The organism is Streptomyces mayonensis (genome assembly GCF_018982965.1).
Classification (GTDB): domain Bacteria; phylum Actinomycetota; class Actinomycetes; order Streptomycetales; family Streptomycetaceae; genus Streptomyces; species Streptomyces mayonensis.
On record NZ_JACBYP010000154.1, the window covers coordinates 1 to 16266 of the forward strand.

At 73.1% G+C, this 16266-nt stretch carries 12 protein-coding genes, 2 pseudogenes and 1 riboswitch; of the genes and pseudogenes, 10 read left to right on the forward strand and 4 right to left on the reverse strand.

Annotated elements, in window-relative coordinates; all coding sequences use genetic code 11:
- The 4 genes and pseudogenes from HZS56_RS34380 to HZS56_RS34395 form a co-directional block, all read left to right on the forward strand.
- Positions 1–818 (forward strand): annotated as a pseudogene (locus HZS56_RS34380) (lipopolysaccharide biosynthesis protein); the annotation flags it as partial.
- Positions 819–856: 38 nt separating this feature from the next.
- Positions 857–3187 (forward strand): glycosyltransferase, encoded by a 2331-nt coding sequence (locus HZS56_RS34385; RefSeq protein WP_308408227.1) that lies wholly within the window; start codon positions 857–859, stop codon positions 3185–3187.
- Positions 3188–3200: 13 nt separating this feature from the next.
- Complete coding sequence (locus tag HZS56_RS34390; protein ID WP_216724752.1) at positions 3201–3689, forward strand: hypothetical protein; 489 nt, start codon at positions 3201–3203, stop codon at positions 3687–3689.
- Positions 3686–4867, forward strand: coding sequence for a glycosyl hydrolase (locus HZS56_RS34395; RefSeq protein WP_308408228.1), 1182 nt, complete (start codon positions 3686–3688; stop codon positions 4865–4867). Before HZS56_RS34390 ends, HZS56_RS34395 begins: the two co-directional genes overlap by 4 nt.
- A gap of 55 nt (positions 4868–4922) precedes the next feature.
- Here HZS56_RS34395 and HZS56_RS34400 read toward each other — a convergent pair whose 3' ends face one another.
- From HZS56_RS34400 to HZS56_RS34410, 3 genes are all read right to left on the reverse strand, one after another.
- Positions 4923–5678, reverse strand: coding sequence for a polysaccharide deacetylase family protein (locus HZS56_RS34400; protein ID WP_253915366.1), 756 nt, complete (start codon positions 5676–5678; stop codon positions 4923–4925).
- A 155-nt stretch (positions 5679–5833) separates the two neighbouring features.
- Complete coding sequence (locus HZS56_RS34405; protein ID WP_253915367.1) at positions 5834–7303, reverse strand: glycosyltransferase family 2 protein; 1470 nt, start codon at positions 7301–7303, stop codon at positions 5834–5836.
- Between the two features lie 27 nt (positions 7304–7330).
- Entirely contained in the window at positions 7331–8401 is a 1071-nt protein-coding gene (locus HZS56_RS34410) for a GNAT family N-acetyltransferase (RefSeq protein WP_308408229.1), read from the reverse strand.
- Between the two features lie 274 nt (positions 8402–8675).
- Here HZS56_RS34410 and HZS56_RS34415 point away from each other — a divergent pair, with 274 nt between their 5' ends.
- Complete coding sequence (locus tag HZS56_RS34415; protein ID WP_216724755.1) at positions 8676–9509, forward strand: HAD family hydrolase; 834 nt, start codon at positions 8676–8678, stop codon at positions 9507–9509.
- Between the two features lie 13 nt (positions 9510–9522).
- On the opposite strand, the gene HZS56_RS34420 is transcribed toward HZS56_RS34415, so the two are convergent.
- Complete coding sequence (locus tag HZS56_RS34420) at positions 9523–10014, reverse strand: transglycosylase SLT domain-containing protein (protein WP_216724756.1); 492 nt, start codon at positions 10012–10014, stop codon at positions 9523–9525.
- Between the two features lie 4 nt (positions 10015–10018).
- A riboswitch (cyclic di-AMP (ydaO/yuaA leader) is annotated at positions 10019–10175 on the reverse strand.
- 613 nt (positions 10176–10788) lie between these two features.
- Here HZS56_RS34420 and HZS56_RS34425 point away from each other — a divergent pair.
- The 5 genes and pseudogenes from HZS56_RS34425 to HZS56_RS34445 all read left to right on the forward strand — a co-directional run.
- Positions 10789–11799 (forward strand): polyprenyl synthetase family protein, encoded by a 1011-nt coding sequence (locus tag HZS56_RS34425; protein WP_216724757.1) that lies wholly within the window; start codon positions 10789–10791, stop codon positions 11797–11799.
- Between the two features lie 518 nt (positions 11800–12317).
- Complete coding sequence (locus HZS56_RS34430) at positions 12318–13574, forward strand: LolA family protein (protein WP_216724758.1); 1257 nt, start codon at positions 12318–12320, stop codon at positions 13572–13574.
- Between the two features lie 93 nt (positions 13575–13667).
- Entirely contained in the window at positions 13668–14651 is a 984-nt protein-coding gene (locus HZS56_RS34435; RefSeq protein ID WP_216724759.1) for an ABC transporter ATP-binding protein, read from the forward strand.
- Complete coding sequence (locus HZS56_RS34440) at positions 14638–15651, forward strand: ABC transporter permease (protein WP_253915368.1); 1014 nt, start codon at positions 14638–14640, stop codon at positions 15649–15651. Before HZS56_RS34435 ends, HZS56_RS34440 begins: the two co-directional genes overlap by 14 nt.
- Positions 15652–15826: 175 nt before the next feature.
- Positions 15827–16266: pseudogene (locus HZS56_RS34445) on the forward strand (tetratricopeptide repeat protein); the annotation flags it as partial.

Consider the following 16266-nt stretch of genomic DNA (forward strand, 5'->3'; position numbering starts at 1 on the left):
GCGGTGGCGGTTCCGGCGCCGGGGCCGGGGCCGGGGGCGGAACGGAGGCCGCCGCGGGGGCCGACAGCGGCGCGGGGACCGACGGTCGCGCCGGTACACGTGCCGGCGCCGACGGCGGCCCCGTCCCCCAGCGGCGTCTGCGGCCCGCCCTGTGGCTGCTGCTCGGCCTGGCGACCGTCGCCTTCCTGGTGGCCCTGCGTCACCTGGCGTGGCTGGACGGCGCGCCCGACGTCGGGGCCGGGCTCACCGGACAGGAACTCCTGCGGGAGCTGCCCCTGTCCGCGCTGGCCGCCGGAGCCGTGCTGCTCGTGGTGTTCGTCGCGGCCGTGACCCTGTGCGCCACTCCCGACCCGTGGCTGCCCGGCACCGCGCTCGGCGCCGCCGTGCTCGCGCTGCACGCGGCACCCGTTGCCCTGGGCAGAGAACCGGAGCCGGTCGGCGGCGCTGCGTACGCCGGGGCAGCCGGTTTCCTCGCGGACGCGTTGGGGCTGGACGGCCCCGGCCCGGTGCTGCGCTGGGGGCCGCTCGTCCTCCAACTGCTGTGTCTCATACCGCTGTGGCTGCTCCTCGACAGGGTGGGCGACCGGCTGTCCCTGCCGTGGCAGGGACGCTGGGGAGTGCTGTACCTCGCCGCGGTCGGCGGCTGGGTCTGGCGGGAGGAACTCGCGCCGGCCGCGCCGCCGGTCCTCCTGTTGCTGGGCCTCGCCGCGCTGCTCGCGTCGGTGCGCCGCCGGCCCGCCGGGACGGACCGGCCGGCCCTCGCGGAGCTGCCGCCGGCTTCACCGCGTAACAGACCGAACGGCACGTCCAGGCACTGATCGAGCACGGAGCCGAATCGTCTCAGGGGGGAACCGTCGTGCGTCCGCCAGCAACTCCACGGGAGAGATCCGCACCAGAGCCCGCGTCCGGGAAGTACGACCCGGACGCGCCGCAGGCGGACGAGGCTCCCGCACACGACTCGCGCACGCGGGAGGCGCCGACCGCACACACCTCGCGGGACGTAACGACCGAGCGCACGTCGCGGGACGTACCGACCGCGCACACCTCGCGGGACGTACCGACCGAGCGCACGTCGCGGGACGAACCGGCCGCGCACACCTCGCAGGACGAACCAACCGAGCGCACGTTGCGGGAGGAGTCCACCACGCGCACGTCGCAGGAGTCGGCCGCCGAGTCACCGGAGGAGGTCTCCGCCCGGCCGGAACCGGGCGGCGCCGAGCGCGTGGACCGTCCGGCCACCCCGGAACCGCCCGGCTCCGGCTCCGGCTCAGGTGCCGAGCCGCCCGTGTCTGATCCCTCCGACCTCGCCCCCGCCACCCGGCCGGCCCGCGCGGCGGCCGCCTGGCCCGCCGTGCCCCTGCTCACCGCGCTGGCCCTGTGGGTCTACGCGGTACGGCACACCGATGTGTCCGCCCTGGACGACTACGGACTCGTCGGCGCGCTCCACCCTGCCTTCTGGGCGGGCCTCGCCGTGCTCACCGCCGGCTTCTGGTTCACGGTCCGCGACCCGCGCCGCCGGAGCCGCTGGCCCCTCGCCCACGTGCTGGGCCTGCTGGTGATGGAACGGGCCACCCAGGCCCTCCTCTACCCCACCCCGCTGTACGCGTGGGCATGGAAGCACGACGCGGTCGTCGACCACCTGCTGACGTCCGGCGGACTCCAGGGCGCCGACCGGCTCGGCGACATGGCCGTGTACGACCAGTGGCCCGGCTTCTTCGCCGCGCAGGCCGCGCTGGTGCGGCTGCTGGGCGTGGACAACACCGCGATGTACATGGCGTGGTGGCCGCTGGTCTCCAGCGTGCTGCTGCTCCTGCCGCTGCTGCTGATCTACCGGACCTTCACCACGGACCGGCGGCTGATCTGGACCGCCGTGTGGCTGTTCTGCGTCGCCAACTGGGTGGGCCAGGACTACTTCTCCCCGCAGTCCGTCGCGTTCGCCCTGCACCTGGGCGTCCTCGCGATCGTCCTGCGCCGGTACGGCCGTACGGGGGTGCCGGGCACCGCGGGCACTGCCGGTACATCCGGCACCGCGGGCGACGGTGCGGACGGGCGCGGTGTGCGGCAGGGGCAGGCGGTGTGGACGGTGCTGCTCAGCATGCTGGTCGTCGCCGTCGTCGTCTCACACCAGCTGACCCCCGGCATGCTCGTCGTCACGCTCCTGGCCCTGGCCCTCACCCGGCGGCACCGGGACTGGATCCCGCTGATCACGACCGTCGTCATCTTCCTGGCCTGGTGCCTGACGGCCGCCCTGCCGTTCCTGTCCGCCGCCATGCCGGACATGATCCGCTCCGTCGGCGACGTGGGCGCCAACGTCGAGACCGGGTACGGCACCACGCCCACCGGCACCGGAGCGGTGGCGATGTCGTGGGCGGCCCGGCTCCTTTCGGGCTCCGTGCTGCTGCTCGCGCTGGCCGGCGTCCTGCGCCGGCGGGTGCTGAGGCACCGGGCGTTCCCGCTCCTGCTGCTGGCGGCGGCCCCGCTGCCGATGTTCGTGGCGAGCAGCTACGGCAGCGAGATGATCTTCCGGGTCCTGATGTTCATGCTCCCCGGCGCGGCCTTCTTCGCCGCCGCCGCGCTGCTGCCCACCGTCCGCGCGTCGGCCGCCGAGGTATCCGGCCCCGCCAACGCCACCGCGCGCGCGATCAAACGGCCGTCCGCCCCCGCTCGCCGCCGCCGACTTTCCCTGCCCGCTCCGCCGCCCCTCCGGTACGGCGCATGGCTGGCTCCGCTCGTGCTGCTGGCCGGGACCCTGGCGTTCGTGCCGAGCTACTCGGGCAAGGACCGGATCAACTACTTCCCGCCCCGGGAGGTGGCCCTCGTGCAGCGGCTCTTCGACCAGGCACCCGACGACTCCCTGGTCGTCGCCGCCAACCGTAACTACCCGCTCGCCTACGAGCAGTACTGGCGGGTCGACCACTACTGGTTCCTCGACGACGACCGGCGCCACGTCGACGAGATCGTGCGCGATCCGGCCGGTGTCCTCGCCCGCGACATGGCCGCGGTGGACCCACCGGCCCGCGCCTACTTCCTGCTCACCCAGGGGCAGGTCGCCAACTCGGAGATGAACGGGCAGCTGAACGAGGCCCAGTTGAGACGTGTCCGGGAGTCCGTGGCCGGCTCGCCGCGCTTCGAGCGCGTGGCGGAGAACGGCGCGGGCGTGCTCTACGTACTGAAACCGGCGAGCTGAGGGGGCGCGCACCATGACACCGCAGGACCTCATGATCCGCATGCTGCCCCCGTTCGGCGGCTGGCTGGCGCTCGCCTCGCTCGCCCTGCCCGGCGGCTCCCCGCTGCGCGGTGCGGCCGTGGCCGCGTTCCTGGCCGTCGGTCCGGGCGCCGCCCTGGTCAGAATCTGCGGGCCCGCGCTCGGGGCGCGCAGCGCCGAGGGCCCCGTCGAGGACACCTCCGAGGACACCTCCGAGGGCACGGACGAAGCCGGGGACGCGGCCTTCGCACACCACTCCGACCTTCTCGAACGGCTGATGCTGGCCGTCCTGTTGAGCGTGAGCGTCGCGATACTCCTGGCCACGGTGCTGATCGCCGCGCACGCCCTGAGCGGGGACCGCGTCCTGCTGACGCTCACCCTGCTGACCACGCTCGCCGCGTTCTGCCCGGCCCTGCGTGCCCGCCCGGCGCCCGGGACGGCGCCGGGCGCCGCGCCGCCGACATGGAAGGGTTCCACTCTGTGAGGTTCGCCCGCCCCGGCCGCCGCGCCCACGCGGACCCGACGACCGGCCAGCACCGCCGCCCCACGCGCCCCACCAGCACCCGCCTCAAAGGCCCCGGCGATCCCCGCAGGCGCCGCCTGCTGATCACCTCCGTGACGGCGATCTGCGCGGTCCTCGTCGCGGTGCTCGCCCTGCGCGACGCCTCCGGCCCCTCCGACCCGGCCGGCGGGGCCGGAGGGGCCGGTGACCCGGGCTGCCGACCGACCGCGCTCCTCGAACCTCCCTGCGGCGCCTGGTTCGGCGCCTTCGTGCCCCACGACAAGGCCGACCTGGCCGACAAGGTGGAGGAGTACGAGAGGCACGTCGACCGCAGGCTCGACATCGTGTACACGTACCACGACATGTCCGCCGTCACGGAGACCCGTCTGGAGGGTCAGCTGCTCACCGAACAGGAGCAGCAGGTCGGCGAGGACCGCATGCTGCTGCTCTCCTGGGAGAGCAAGTGGTGGGGCGGCACCGCGGCCCAGCAGCCCACCTGGAAGGAGATCGCCGCGGGCGAGCTGGACGAGGCCGTGATCGACGCCCAGGCACAGCGCGTCAAGGAGTACGGCGAGCGCACGGGCAAGAAGGTGTTCCTCTCCTTCGACCTGGAGATGGACACCCGCACGCCCGACAACGGCACCCCGGCCGACTACGTCCGCGCCTACCGCCACATCCACGACCGGTTCCGGGACCTGGGCGTCGACAACGTCGTGTGGACGTGGATCATCACCGGCTACCTGAACCACTCCGACCTGTTCGAGCGCATGTACCCGGGCGACGGCTACGTCGACTGGATCGGCTACAACCAGTACAACTACTACCGCTGCCACAACACGGAGTGGCTGAGCTTCGCGCAGACCCAGTACGCCAGCCACGACTGGATCCGCACCCACATCTCCGACGACAAACCCCTGATGCTCTCGGAGTTCGGCAGCGCCTCCGACGCGGAACGCCCGCAGCGGCAGGCCGACTGGTACGCGCAGGTGCCCCGGGTGCTCAAGGACCTGGACGGCGTCAGGGCCGCACTCCAGTGGAACTACCGCGACCCGGGACCGCACTGCGACCTGGCCGTGGCCAACGACCGGGCCTGGGCCAGCCTGCGGAAGGCGGCCGCCGACCCCTACCTCAACCAGCCGCTCGAACGGGAGGGAGGGTGAGACGGACGGAGTGAGAGGCAGCGAGAGGGGAAGCGAGAAAGACGGGCCCGCCCGCCTATCCGGCGAACTCGGGTCCCCGCAGCATCGCCCGCCCCCGCCGGTACCACCGCCACGCCACCGTCTTCGGACCGTCGCGATAGGGGGCGGTCCGTACGCCCCCGCCCGCCAGCCAGGTCTCGACGTCGGCGACCGTGTGACCGCGCCGCACGATGAGCCGCGCGATGCGGTACCGCTCGTCGTACTCCGAACTGAGGGCGTGCCGCACGGCCGTCGCCGTCTCGTACCCGGCGCGGGCCGACCACGACCGCACCCTCGCGCTGTTGTAGCCGTGCGGGTAGGCGAGGTGGCGTACCGGGTGCCCCAGGGCGTCCTCCAGTACGGCCTTGGACGTGCGCAGTTCGTACGCCAGGTCCTTGCCGGGCAGGGTGTCGAGCTGGGCGTGGGTGACGGTGTGGCTGCCGACCTCCATGCCGGAACGTTCCAGCCCGGCCACCGCGTCCAGCGTCATCATCGGCGCGGGCGGCAGCAGACTGCGACCGCCCGGCACGAGGGCCCCGGTGGTCAGATAGGCGGTGGCGGGCAGCGACCGTGCGGCGAGCGCCTCGGCGGTCGGACCCGGCAGGTCGGCGAAGCCGTCGTCGAAGGTGAGCAGCACCGGGCGGGGCGGCAGTGGCGCCCGGCCCGCGAGATGGTCGGCGAGCACGCCGATGGTGACGGGGGTCCGGCCGCTGTCGACGATCGCGTCCAGGTGGGCGGCGAACGTCTTCGGCGTGACGGTGAACTCGGCGATCCACGCGGGCGGATCGTCCATCACCGCGTGGTACAGGAAAACGGGGACGCAGCGCCCGCCGCCCGGCTCCGACCCGTTCCCCGTGTCTGCCCCGGCACCGCTCATCGGGCCTCCGCTGGTCGGGCTTCCGCTCACCGGGCCTCCACTGGTCGGGCCTCCGCTCTTCGCCCCGCCGCTCACCGCGCCCCCACTCCTCTCGCGCGCCGCGCACGGCGGGCCCGCAGGTAGCCGACGGGGCCGTACAGCATGCCCCGGCGCTGCAGCCGGGCCAGGCGGCGCGGCCAGGGATGCGTTCGGGAGCCGTACCCGCCCGGCGCCGCCCCTCCCCGGTCCCGGCCTCCGCCGCCGCCCCTGTCCTCGCCCCTGCCTCCGCGCCCGCCCCCGTCCCTGTCGGCGCCGGAAGTGCGTACGGCGGTCAGTGCGCGCGCGTGGGCCAGCCCGCCCGGCACCCGCGCGAGGAAGGCCGGCAGCAGGGCCGGCCGGTCGACCAGGATCGCGGTGAGGTACGCGGTGAGCCCCGCGCCGTAGCCGTACGCCTGGGTCTCCAAATCCCGCCAGGTCTCCCGGTGGTGGTGCCAGACCAGCGCCCGGGGCGTGTAGCGCAGCCGCCGCCCGTGGGCGAGGACGCGGACGAACCCGTACAGGTCGTCGCCGCCGCGTGCGGGGGTGCCCGCTCCGGTCGCCGGGTCGAAGCCGCCGACCGCCCGCAGCACCTCCGTACGGAACGCCATGTTGGCGCCGGAGCCGAAGCGGCCCGCGGTGAACGGGAACAGCGGCTCGTCGGCGGGCGGCTGCGCCGGGTCGTACGTGCGCGGAGCGAAGCCCTTGGCGAAGCCGCCGTGGCTCTCCAGGAGCACCTGCGCGGGAGTGCGCAGCCGGGCGGGCAGGATCAGGCCCGTGGCGCAGCCCAGGCGGGGGTCGGCGGCGAAGGGCGCGGTCAGCTCGGTGAGCCAGCGCGGATCGGCGACCACGTCGTCGTCGGTGAAGGCCACCACCTCGCCGCGCACCGCCTCAAGACCCCGGTTGTGCGCGACGGCGAGGCCGGGCACGGGCTCGCACACGTACCGCACGCGCCCGGCGTACTTCTGCTCGACGAGGTCCCGGGCCGAGCCGGTCACCGGCGCGTTGTCGACGACGACGACCTCGAAGTCCGGGTGGTCCTGCGCGAGCAGGGAGTCGAGGGCGCGGGCGAGCTGGTCCGCGCGTTCCCGGGTGGCGACCACGACACTGGCGGCGGGCGGCACGGGCAGCGCCGCGGGCGGTGCGGTACGGGGGAGCCGCCGTGCGAGTGGCGCCAGTACCCGGACCGGGTCCGCGCCCTCCGGTACCTGGCCGAGCAGCGTGCCGACGGGTACGCCCGCCCGCCGGACCAGGACGAACACCGAGCCGGACGCGACCGGCGGACTGCCGGGCCCCGGTCTGAGCACGGCGCCGCCGCCCTCCGCGCCGCCGCCCTCCGCGCCGTGGCCCCGCGGACCGTCACCCTCCGGACCACCACCCCCCGCACCGTCACCGCCCGCGCCGGTGGCGTCGTCGAGGTCCAGTTCGGCCACCTGTACGGGCCCGAGGCCCAGGAAGCCGGCTATCTCCCGCTGTGTCTTCTCCCGCTGTTCTTTCTCCCGCCGCGCACGCCGTGAACCGGCCATGCCCCGCCCCCTCGTGGTAGCCCCTCGTCATGACCGGCGCAGCCGGGCCGCGCCCCTCAACGTGCGTGCCGCCAGCGACGCCAGCCGGGGCCGTTCGCGCACGAAGCCGTGCGCGCGGCGGGCGGGTTCGCGGCCGAGCCGGTGCAGCGCGGCGCCCACCCCAGGACGGGTCGCCGCCCCCTCGTACACGGGCAGTTCGCCGGTCTTCAGCGAGTCCTTGTACTCGGCGGGTCCCCTCCCCATGTCGAGCAGCCCGATGCCCTCGGCGGCAGCGGCCCGGGCCATCCGCAGATGCAGCACGAGACCCGGCGAGTACTTCCCGAACTCCGGGTCGTACGCCGGGAACCAGCAGGCCAGAACGGTCGCCGAGCGCAGCCCGAAGTGCGCGGCGACCGGCCGGCCCCCGGCGTAGAGCACGGACAGCGTGCCCGTGCACTCCGGGGCGCGGGTCTCGGCCAGCCGCGCGACGAGCCGGCTGATCCACTCCTGCGCGAAACGGTCCCGGCGCCCCGTCCTGCGGTACTGCGCCGACTTCCACTCCATGAGCGTGCGCAGCGCGGCCGGATCGCGCTCGTCGAAGACGAACCGCACGTCCCCGACCTGGCGGCCGAGCCTGCGCTCCTTGGCGAGGGTCGTCTTCAGAAACTTCGGTGAGCGCTCGCGCAGAGCCTCCTCGTACGCCTCGTAGCCCTGTCCCACGTCGATGACGTAGGTGGTGTGCTCCTCGGCCGCGTAGGGCACGAGGAGTTCCTGGCCGGCCTCGAGGTTGTCGAAGGCGAGGCTCGACAGGGAGCAGGCCCGCAGCAGTTCCCGCGGGTGCGGGGCGAAGTCCTGGCGCAGGACCGCGCCCTGGCAGTCCGAGACGCCGAGCCCGATCGCCCGGCCCTGGCCCAGCGTTCCGCGCTCGTGCGGCAGGAAACCGGCCGCCTCGCCGCCGTCGTACACCACCGCCACCCGCGCCCGCGGCCGCACCCGGCCCACGACGCCGGTGAACTCCGGCTCCATGAACGGGTTGCGCGGCGCCTGTGACTTGGCGCGCAGCTCCCGCCAGTGCTCCCGTTCCCCCTCGCCCAGCTCCTCCGGCCTGAGCACACGCACACGCCCGCTGTTCAACCCGACCCCCCGATCAAGTCCCCCCGGACCACGGCCCTGAACAACAGGAAGGTACCTCCGAGGGGAGCCCCGGGGGTAGGTAGCCCACCATGTTGTTGCCAACCGGTGCACAGGCCTTCAACCGGCTTTAGCAGATGATGCGCCAGGTTTCGGACACGTACGGCAGTGTCCTCGGGCGCCTTCGAACGCACTCGCCACGTCCTCGTTCGGAAGCGGTCGCGGGTGAGTCGGACAGGTGCGGTGTCCGTATTCTCTGATCATGGACCGCACCGCATACTCCCTCGTCGCCACCGACCTCGACGGCACGCTGCTCCGCGGCGACGACACCGTCTCCGACCGGTCGCTGGCCGCGCTGGCGCGGGCCGCCGAGGCGGGTGCGCGGCACCTCGTGGTGACCGGACGGCCGGCGCCCCGGGTGCGGCCGCTGCTCGCCGCGCTCGGCTGCACGGGACTCGCGGTGTGCGGCCAGGGGGCCCAGGTGTACGACGCCGGTGCGCACCGGATGCTGTGGTCGGTCACCCTGGACCGGGAACTGGCCGAGACCGCGCTCGGCAAGATCGAGGCCGAGGTGGGCCAGGTGCACGCCGCCGTCGACCAGGACGGCGTCGACGGCCTCACCCTGATCGAGCCGGAGTACCTGATGTCCCACCCCACGCTGCCCGCGGTGCGGGTCGGGCGGCGCGACGACCTGTGGCGCACCCCGATCAGCAAGGTGCTGCTGCGCCACCCGGAGCTCGGCGACGACGCGCTGGCGGCCGCCGCGCGCGCGGTGGTGGGCTCCCTCGCGACGGTCACGATGTCGGGGCCCGGCACGGTGGAGCTGCAGCCCTGCGGCATCACCAAGGCGACCGGCCTGGCGCTCGCGGCCGAGCACCTGGGGGTGACCCGGCGGCGGACGATCGCCTTCGGGGACATGCCCAACGACATCCCCATGTTCGACTGGGCGGCCCGCGGGGTCGCCATGGCCGACGCCCACCCGGAACTCAAGGCGGTCGCCGACGAGGTCACCCTCACGAACGAGGACGACGGCGTGGCCGTCGTCCTCGAGCGGGTCTTCGGTGCCTCTGCCCGTCAGGGGCCGGGGCACCCGTGACGCACGGTGCGGCTCAGTACGCGCTGAAGACGTTGTCCATCGAGCCGTACCGGTCCGCCGCGTAGTTGCAGGCGGCGGTGATGTTGGCGACCGGGTCGTACGGGTCCCAGGAGGTGCCCTCCACGTGGTACGCCTGGAAGGTCGGGTCGATCACCTGCAGCAGGCCCTTGGACGGGGTGCCGTTGACGGCGTTGATGTCCCAGTTGTTGATGGCGAGCGGGTTGCCCGACGACTCCCGCATGATGTTGCGGTGGATGCCCTCGTAGGTGCCGGGGATGCCGTGCTGCGCCATGACGTCGAGCGACTCGCGGATCCAGCCGTCGAGCGTGTCCGGGTACGCCGTCGCCGCCGTGGTGGCGGTCGTGGCGGCGGCCGGGGTGGCCGCGGAGGCGGTGGTGGCGCCGATGAGCGGCAGCGCGAGCACCGCGGCACCGGTGCCGGCCACGGCGAGCTTCCGGGCGAGGCGGTTGGTGCGGGCGTGACAGATGTGACTGATGGCAGACATGTGGTGTCCCTCTCCTTACGCCTGCGAGGTGAGCTGTCGGGTTCGGGCGGGGAGGTGCCCGGCCGTGTCCCTGACGGGTACGGCTTCACCCCGAGCCGCTCCGGTGGTGACCGGTGCGGCGACTTACCTGGGTCCCCCGCTCCTGCCGGCGAGTGTGTTGGGTGGATGACGGTGCGATCGGGCGGTGGCAGGATTCGGCGTCCGCCCGACAGGCCGGGAACGTATGCGAGAGCACATGTCCGGAACAAGTGCAGGTGTCACCCAACGAGCATGTTGACCTTGGTCTGAGGCATTTGGTGCCCTTGATCCTTTGCGTCTGCCAAGCCCCAACTGGCTTGCGGGGCAAAGGGAGGGCACAGGTTGCGGCGGGGTTGCTCCGAGGCGGTGACGAGTGAGTCAACTCACCCGGCTCAACAAGTGCGGCAAAAAGGGCATTCGACTCAACTGGGCTTCAATCGAACGCCGGTCGGGGCGGGCTCTCCGCCGAGTGGGTGATGCACTCGGAGTGCGCTCCGTCGGGAGGGGTGATGGGATCTTCTGCGGCGGCCGCCGGTCCGTCCGCGCCCCTCTCCGCGCGCCATGGCCATATCGTTCAATATCTGCTCATATCACCTGATCAAAAACATACCGTGCATGATCCGATACCGACCGGCCTGCAACGGTGGGCGCTAGCGGTGATCGAAAGGTGACCGGATACGCTGACTCGAGTGGTGGCAGCGACCTATCGACATACCAGGTAATCGCCAGTAGACACCAGCAGACAGGAGACCCCTCGTGACCGTCGTCGGGCCGTTCGGGCTGAGCGTGCGGGACCAGGCTCTGGAAGCCGATGTCCAGGCCGGATTGGTCGCGGTCGAGGAAGGGTTGCTTGAGGCAACCAAGAGTGAGGTCCCGTTCATCACGGAGGCCGCCCAGCACCTGGTGCGAGCGGGTGGCAAACGGTTCCGGCCGCTGCTGGTGATGCTCTCGGCCCAGTTCGGCGACCCCTACGCCCCTGGCATCGTGCCCTCGGCCGTGGTCGTGGAGCTGACCCACCTCGCCACGCTGTACCACGACGACGTGATGGACGAGGCGGCCGTGCGGCGCGGCGTGTCCAGCGCGAACGCCCGATGGGACAACTCGGTCGCGGTCCTCACCGGGGACTTCCTCTTCGCCCGCGCCTCGCAGATCCTCGCCGACCTCGGGCCCGAGGCGGTGCGGGTACAGGCTCTCGCGTTCGAGCGGCTGGTCACCGGCCAGATCCTGGAGACCGCGGGACCGCAGGACGGCCGCGACCCGGTCGACCACTACCTGGACGTGCTGGGCGGCAAGACGGGCTCGCTGGTGGCGGTCTCCTGCCGCTTCGGCGCGATGATGTCCGGCGCCGACGAGACGGTGGTGGACGTGCTCACCCAGTACGGCGAGCGGCTCGGCGTCGCCTTCCAGCTCGCGGACGACGTACTCGACATCGCCTCCGACTCCCACGAGTCGGGCAAGACGCCCGGCACGGACCTGCGCGAGGGCATCCCGACCCTGCCGGTGCTGCGGCTGCGCGAACGCGCCGAACGGCTGGGACTCGCCGAGGACGTCGCCCTCTCCGACCTGCTCGCCTCCGACCTGAGCGACGACGCCCGGCACGCCGAGGCGCTGCGGCTGCTGCGGGCCCACCCGGCGCTGGAGCAGGCCCGGCGGGACACCGTCCGGTACGCCAAGGACGCCCGGGCGGCGCTGGCCCCGCTGCGGGAGTGCGAGGCGAAGGTCGCACTGGTGGAGCTGTGCGACGCCGTGGTGCACCGGGCCGGTTGAGCCGTGGTGCACCGGGCCGGTTGAGCCGTGGTGCACCGGGCCGGTTGAGCCGTGGTGCGCCGGGCCGGTCGAGTCGTGGTCATGGTGTGCCGGGCGGGTTGAGCCATGATGCACCGGGCGGGTTGAGTCATGGTGTGCCGGGCTGGCTGAGCCGCGGTACACCGGGTCGGCTGAACGGCCCCCCGTGCCCACCGCCCGCCGCCGTGTCTTCCGCCGCGCCGTCCGGTCCGCTGTGACCTGCGTCACGGGCGTGGATGCCGCCCGTACCCGGACGGCGTGTTCGACCCCTACGGGCCGGTGTGGTGTCGAGCCCTGCGTGTCATCCCGTAGGAGTAGGCGGAGTTGAGTCCGCGGTCTGACGATTCCGCTCCGGTGATTTGGTCAGATGGACACCAAGGAAAAACACCAATCCTCACCGATTCGGGTGAGAATGGCGGCTCACGGGTAGCAGTGCGCGCACGGGCGAAGGAGTGCGGGACCGCGGGACAGCCGCCGCCGACGACGGAGGTAGGGCACACATGGCACCGATCGATACCGACGACAACACCACCGCCGGGGAGGGCGAGGAGCTGCGGGCCGGACGGCGCAGGGCCGCGCGGTACGTGGTCCCGGTCGCGGTGATGGGAGTGGCGGCCGCGACGATCGGGCTCGTCCCCGCGCTCGCCGACTCGGGAGACCCCGACCTGCCGAAGGTCACGGCCGAGCAACTCCTCCAGAAGATGGCCGAGTCGGACACCGAGCAGCTGTCCGGCACGGTCCGGATCAACACCGACCTGGGCCTGCCGGACCTCGGCGGCCTGGAGAGCGGCCTGATGTCCGGGATGTCCGGCGGACCGGGCGGTGGCGGCAAGGAGGACGGCTCGGCCGCCGACCCGTCGGCCAGGCTCACCGAGCTGGCGTCCGGCAGCCACACGCTGCGCGTCGCGGCCGACGGCCCCGACAAGCAGAAGGTCTCCCTGCTGGAGGACGCCGCCGAGTACAGCCTGATCCACAATGGCAAGGACGTCTGGGGCTACGACAGCGAGTCCGACGAGGTCTACCACTCCGCCGCCCCCGAGGGCACCGAGCAGTCCCGGAAGGACGTGCCGGCCACTCCGAAGGACTTCGCCGAAGAAGCACTGAAGTCGGTCGACGACACCACGTCCGTCACGGTCGGCGGCACCGCGCAGGTGGCCGGCCGGGACGCGTACCGGCTCGTGGTCGAGCCCAAGCAGGAGGGGTCCACCGTCGGCGCCATCACCGTGGCCGTGGACGCCGAGACCGGTACGCCGCTGAAGTTCACGCTGACCCCCGCGAGCGGCGGCGCCGCGGTGGTGGACGCGGGCTTCACCAAGGTCAGCTTCGACAAGCCGGACGCGTCGACGTTCGACTTCACCCCGCCCGAGGGCGCGAAGGTCACCGAGGGCGACGAGGCGGCGAAGGCACCGGAGCACGGGCGCAAGGGCGACCGCGGCCCCGGCAGGGGCACGCCCGGCAAGGCCGAAGCGTCCGGCATGGAGGGCATGAAGGTCATCGGTGAGGGCTGGAACTCCATCGCCGCCTTCGACACCGGCGCCAAGGGCCTGCCCGCGGGCGCGGCGGGCGGCGACCTGGACGGCATGGGTGACCTCGGAGGCTTCCTTGGCTCCCTCGGCGACCAGGTCAAGGGCGACTTCGGCTCGGGTACGGTCTTCAAGACCCGCCTGGTCAACGCCCTGATCACGGACGACGGCAAGGTCTACGCCGGTGCGGTCACCAAGGACGCCCTGGTGAAGGCGGCCGACGCCGCGAAGTAGCAGCAGGGACGGCCGCGGGGCACGGCCTGCCGGGTTCCGCGGGGCGAGGAGTCACCGAGCCCCGCGGGACGAACGCATGAAGAGAGGGAGCCGATGGCCGAAGTGTCCGCCGCGGAGCCGGAGAGCCGGGACCGGGAGAGCGCGGACGGCGCCGTCATCGCCACCCGCGCGCTCACCAAGCGCTACCGCGGCGGACAACTCGCCGTCGACGGTCTCGACCTGACCGTCCCGGCGGGCAGCGTCTTCGGCTTCCTCGGCCCCAACGGCTCCGGCAAGACCACCACCATCCGCATGCTGATGGGCCTGATCGAACCCACCTCGGGCAGCGCCCGGGTGCTGGGCCGGCCCATGCCGCGCGCGGCCCGCACCGTACTGCCCCGGGTCGGCGCCCTCATCGAGGGCCCGGCCCTGTACGGCTTCCTCTCCGGCCGCGACAACCTGCTGCGCTACGACGCCGCCGACCCGACCGCCGACCCGCGCACCCGGCGCGCCCGGGTGTCGGCGGCGCTGGACCGGGTGGGCCTGGCGGCCGCCGCGGGGAAGAAGGCCAAGGCGTACTCGCTCGGCATGAAGCAGCGGCTCGGCCTCGCCGCGGCACTGCTCCAGCCGCGCCGCCTGCTCGTCCTGGACGAGCCCACCAACGGACTCGACCCCCAGGGCATGCGCGAGATCCGCGCCCTCGTCCGCGAGCTGGCCTCCGACGGCACCACCGTCTTCCTCTCCTCCCACCTGCTGGACGAGATCGAGCAGGTGTGCACCCACGCCGCCGTGATGGCCCAGGGGCGACTGATCACCCAGGGCCCGGTCGCCGACCTCTCGGCCGGGGCGCGCGGCAGGCTGGTGGTGACCACACCGGACCCGGGCGACGCGGCGCGGGTGCTGAAGGAACAGGGCGCCGGGGACGTCGTCGTCGCCGAGGACCGCGTGACGGCGGAAGCTCCGGACCAGGACCTCGCCGAGGTGAACGCCGCCCTCGTCGCGGCCGGTGTCCGGGTCCGCGGCTTCGGCCTGGAACGGGCCTCCCTGGAGGACGCGTTCGTGGCGCTGACGGGAGAGGGGTTCGATGTCGCGGGCTGAGCCACAGACCCGGAACGGGCCGGACGGGCCGGACGGAACAGGTGGGCCGAATGAACCGGACGGGCCGGACGGAACAGATGGGCCGGTCGGTCCGGTCGGTCCGGGCGGGTCGGAGGGACGGGCCGGAGGGCCGGCCGCGGGGCGGGCACCGCGACCGGCGTGGGCCCTCGGGCTGCTCCGCAGTGAACTGCTGACCACCTTCCGGCGCTGGCGGACCCTCGCCCTGCTGGGCGTGCTGGCGGCCGTGCCGGTCCTGGTCGGCATCGCCGTGAAGATCGAGACGAGCGACGGCTCCTCACTGGGCGGTGGCGGTGGCGGAGGCGGCGGGGGACCGGCCTTCATCTCGCAGATCAGCAACAACGGTCTGTTCCTGGTCTTCACCGCGCTCGCCGCGACCCTCCCCTTCTTCCTGCCGATGGCCGTGGGCGTCGTCGCGGGCGACGCGATCGCGGGCGAGGCGAACGGGGGCACGCTCCGCTACCTCCTGGTCGCCCCGGCCGGGCGCACCCGGCTGCTGCTCACCAAGTACACGACGGTGATCCTCTTCTGCCTCGCGGCCACCCTGGTGGTCGCGGCCTCGGCGCTGGCGGTCGGGGCACTGCTGTTCCCGGTCGGCGACCTGACCACCATCTCCGGCACCCGGATCACGTACGGCGAGGGCCTGGGCCGGGCGCTGCTGATCGCCCTGGTCGTGGCCGCCTCACTGATCGGCGTCGCGGCCCTGGGCCTGTTCGTCTCGACGCTGACGGGCAGCGGCATCGCGGCGATGGCGACCACGGTCGGGCTGCTGATCACGGTCCAGATCCTCGACCAGATCCCGCAGCTGCACGCGCTGCACCCGTACTTCTTCTCGCACCACTGGCTGTCCTTCGCCGACCTGATGCGCGAACCGGTCTACTGGGACGACCTGATGAAGAACCTCGGTCTCCAGGCCCTCTACGCTGCGGTCTTCGGATCGGCGGCCTGGGCGCGGTTCACGACGAAGGACATCACCTCGTAGGTTGCGTGACCTCTGGAACGAGCCTGTGACACCTCGGTGACGTGAGAATCGCCGGGGAGCGGAGAGACTCGACAGTAGGTGCACGACAGACAGTAGGTGCACGACAGGCATGACAGGCTCTGGACGGTACGGAGATGCGGACCGCCGACGGAAGCCGCCGATGAGTGGGGGAACGATGTCTCGACTCGGCCGCGACGAGCGGCGCGATCACGAGGGTGCCGGACGCCCGGCCGATCGCGCGGCGACGCCGATCGACGTCAGGGTGCCGGGCGGCGGGTCCGGCGCGGACAGTGCTTCCGTCGACGGTGCGACGGTCGTCGCGGCTCCCGGCGAGGAGATCCAGCACGCCGTGCTGAACCACCTCCACCGCCTCGCCCTCGCCGCCGGGCGCCCCGTCCTCGCCACGATCCACGACCGGCGCGTCGGCTACTCCGTTCCGCTCACGGTCGATCCGGACGGCGCGAGCCGGCTCACGGGGGACCCGGTGCCGACGACGCCCGAGGAGGCAGCGGCGCAGCCCGGGGAGCCTGCGGCGCCCGGGGAGGCGAAGGCCGCGGCGGCCGTCCCGGGGGAGGTCCCGGAGGCCGAGGCGGCGGCTCCGGAGGGGGCGGCGGG

Bases quoted from the DNA above. Each gene is read 5' to 3' on its own strand.
- HZS56_RS34390 (WP_216724752.1), top strand. From the start codon at position 3,201: ATGACACCGCAGGACCTCATGATCCGCATGCTGCCCCCGTTCGGCGGC.
- HZS56_RS34400 (WP_253915366.1), bottom strand. From the start codon at position 5,678: ATGGACGATCCGCCCGCGTGGATCGCCGAGTTCACCGTCACGCCGAAG.
- HZS56_RS34405 (WP_253915367.1), bottom strand. From the start codon at position 7,303: ATGGCCGGTTCACGGCGTGCGCGGCGGGAGAAAGAACAGCGGGAGAAG.
- HZS56_RS34415 (WP_216724755.1), top strand. From the start codon at position 8,676: ATGGACCGCACCGCATACTCCCTCGTCGCCACCGACCTCGACGGCACG.
- HZS56_RS34420 (WP_216724756.1), bottom strand. From the start codon at position 10,014: ATGTCTGCCATCAGTCACATCTGTCACGCCCGCACCAACCGCCTCGCC.
- HZS56_RS34430 (WP_216724758.1), top strand. From the start codon at position 12,318: ATGGCACCGATCGATACCGACGACAACACCACCGCCGGGGAGGGCGAG.
- HZS56_RS34435 (WP_216724759.1), top strand. From the start codon at position 13,668: ATGGCCGAAGTGTCCGCCGCGGAGCCGGAGAGCCGGGACCGGGAGAGC.
- HZS56_RS34440 (WP_253915368.1), top strand. From the start codon at position 14,638: ATGTCGCGGGCTGAGCCACAGACCCGGAACGGGCCGGACGGGCCGGAC.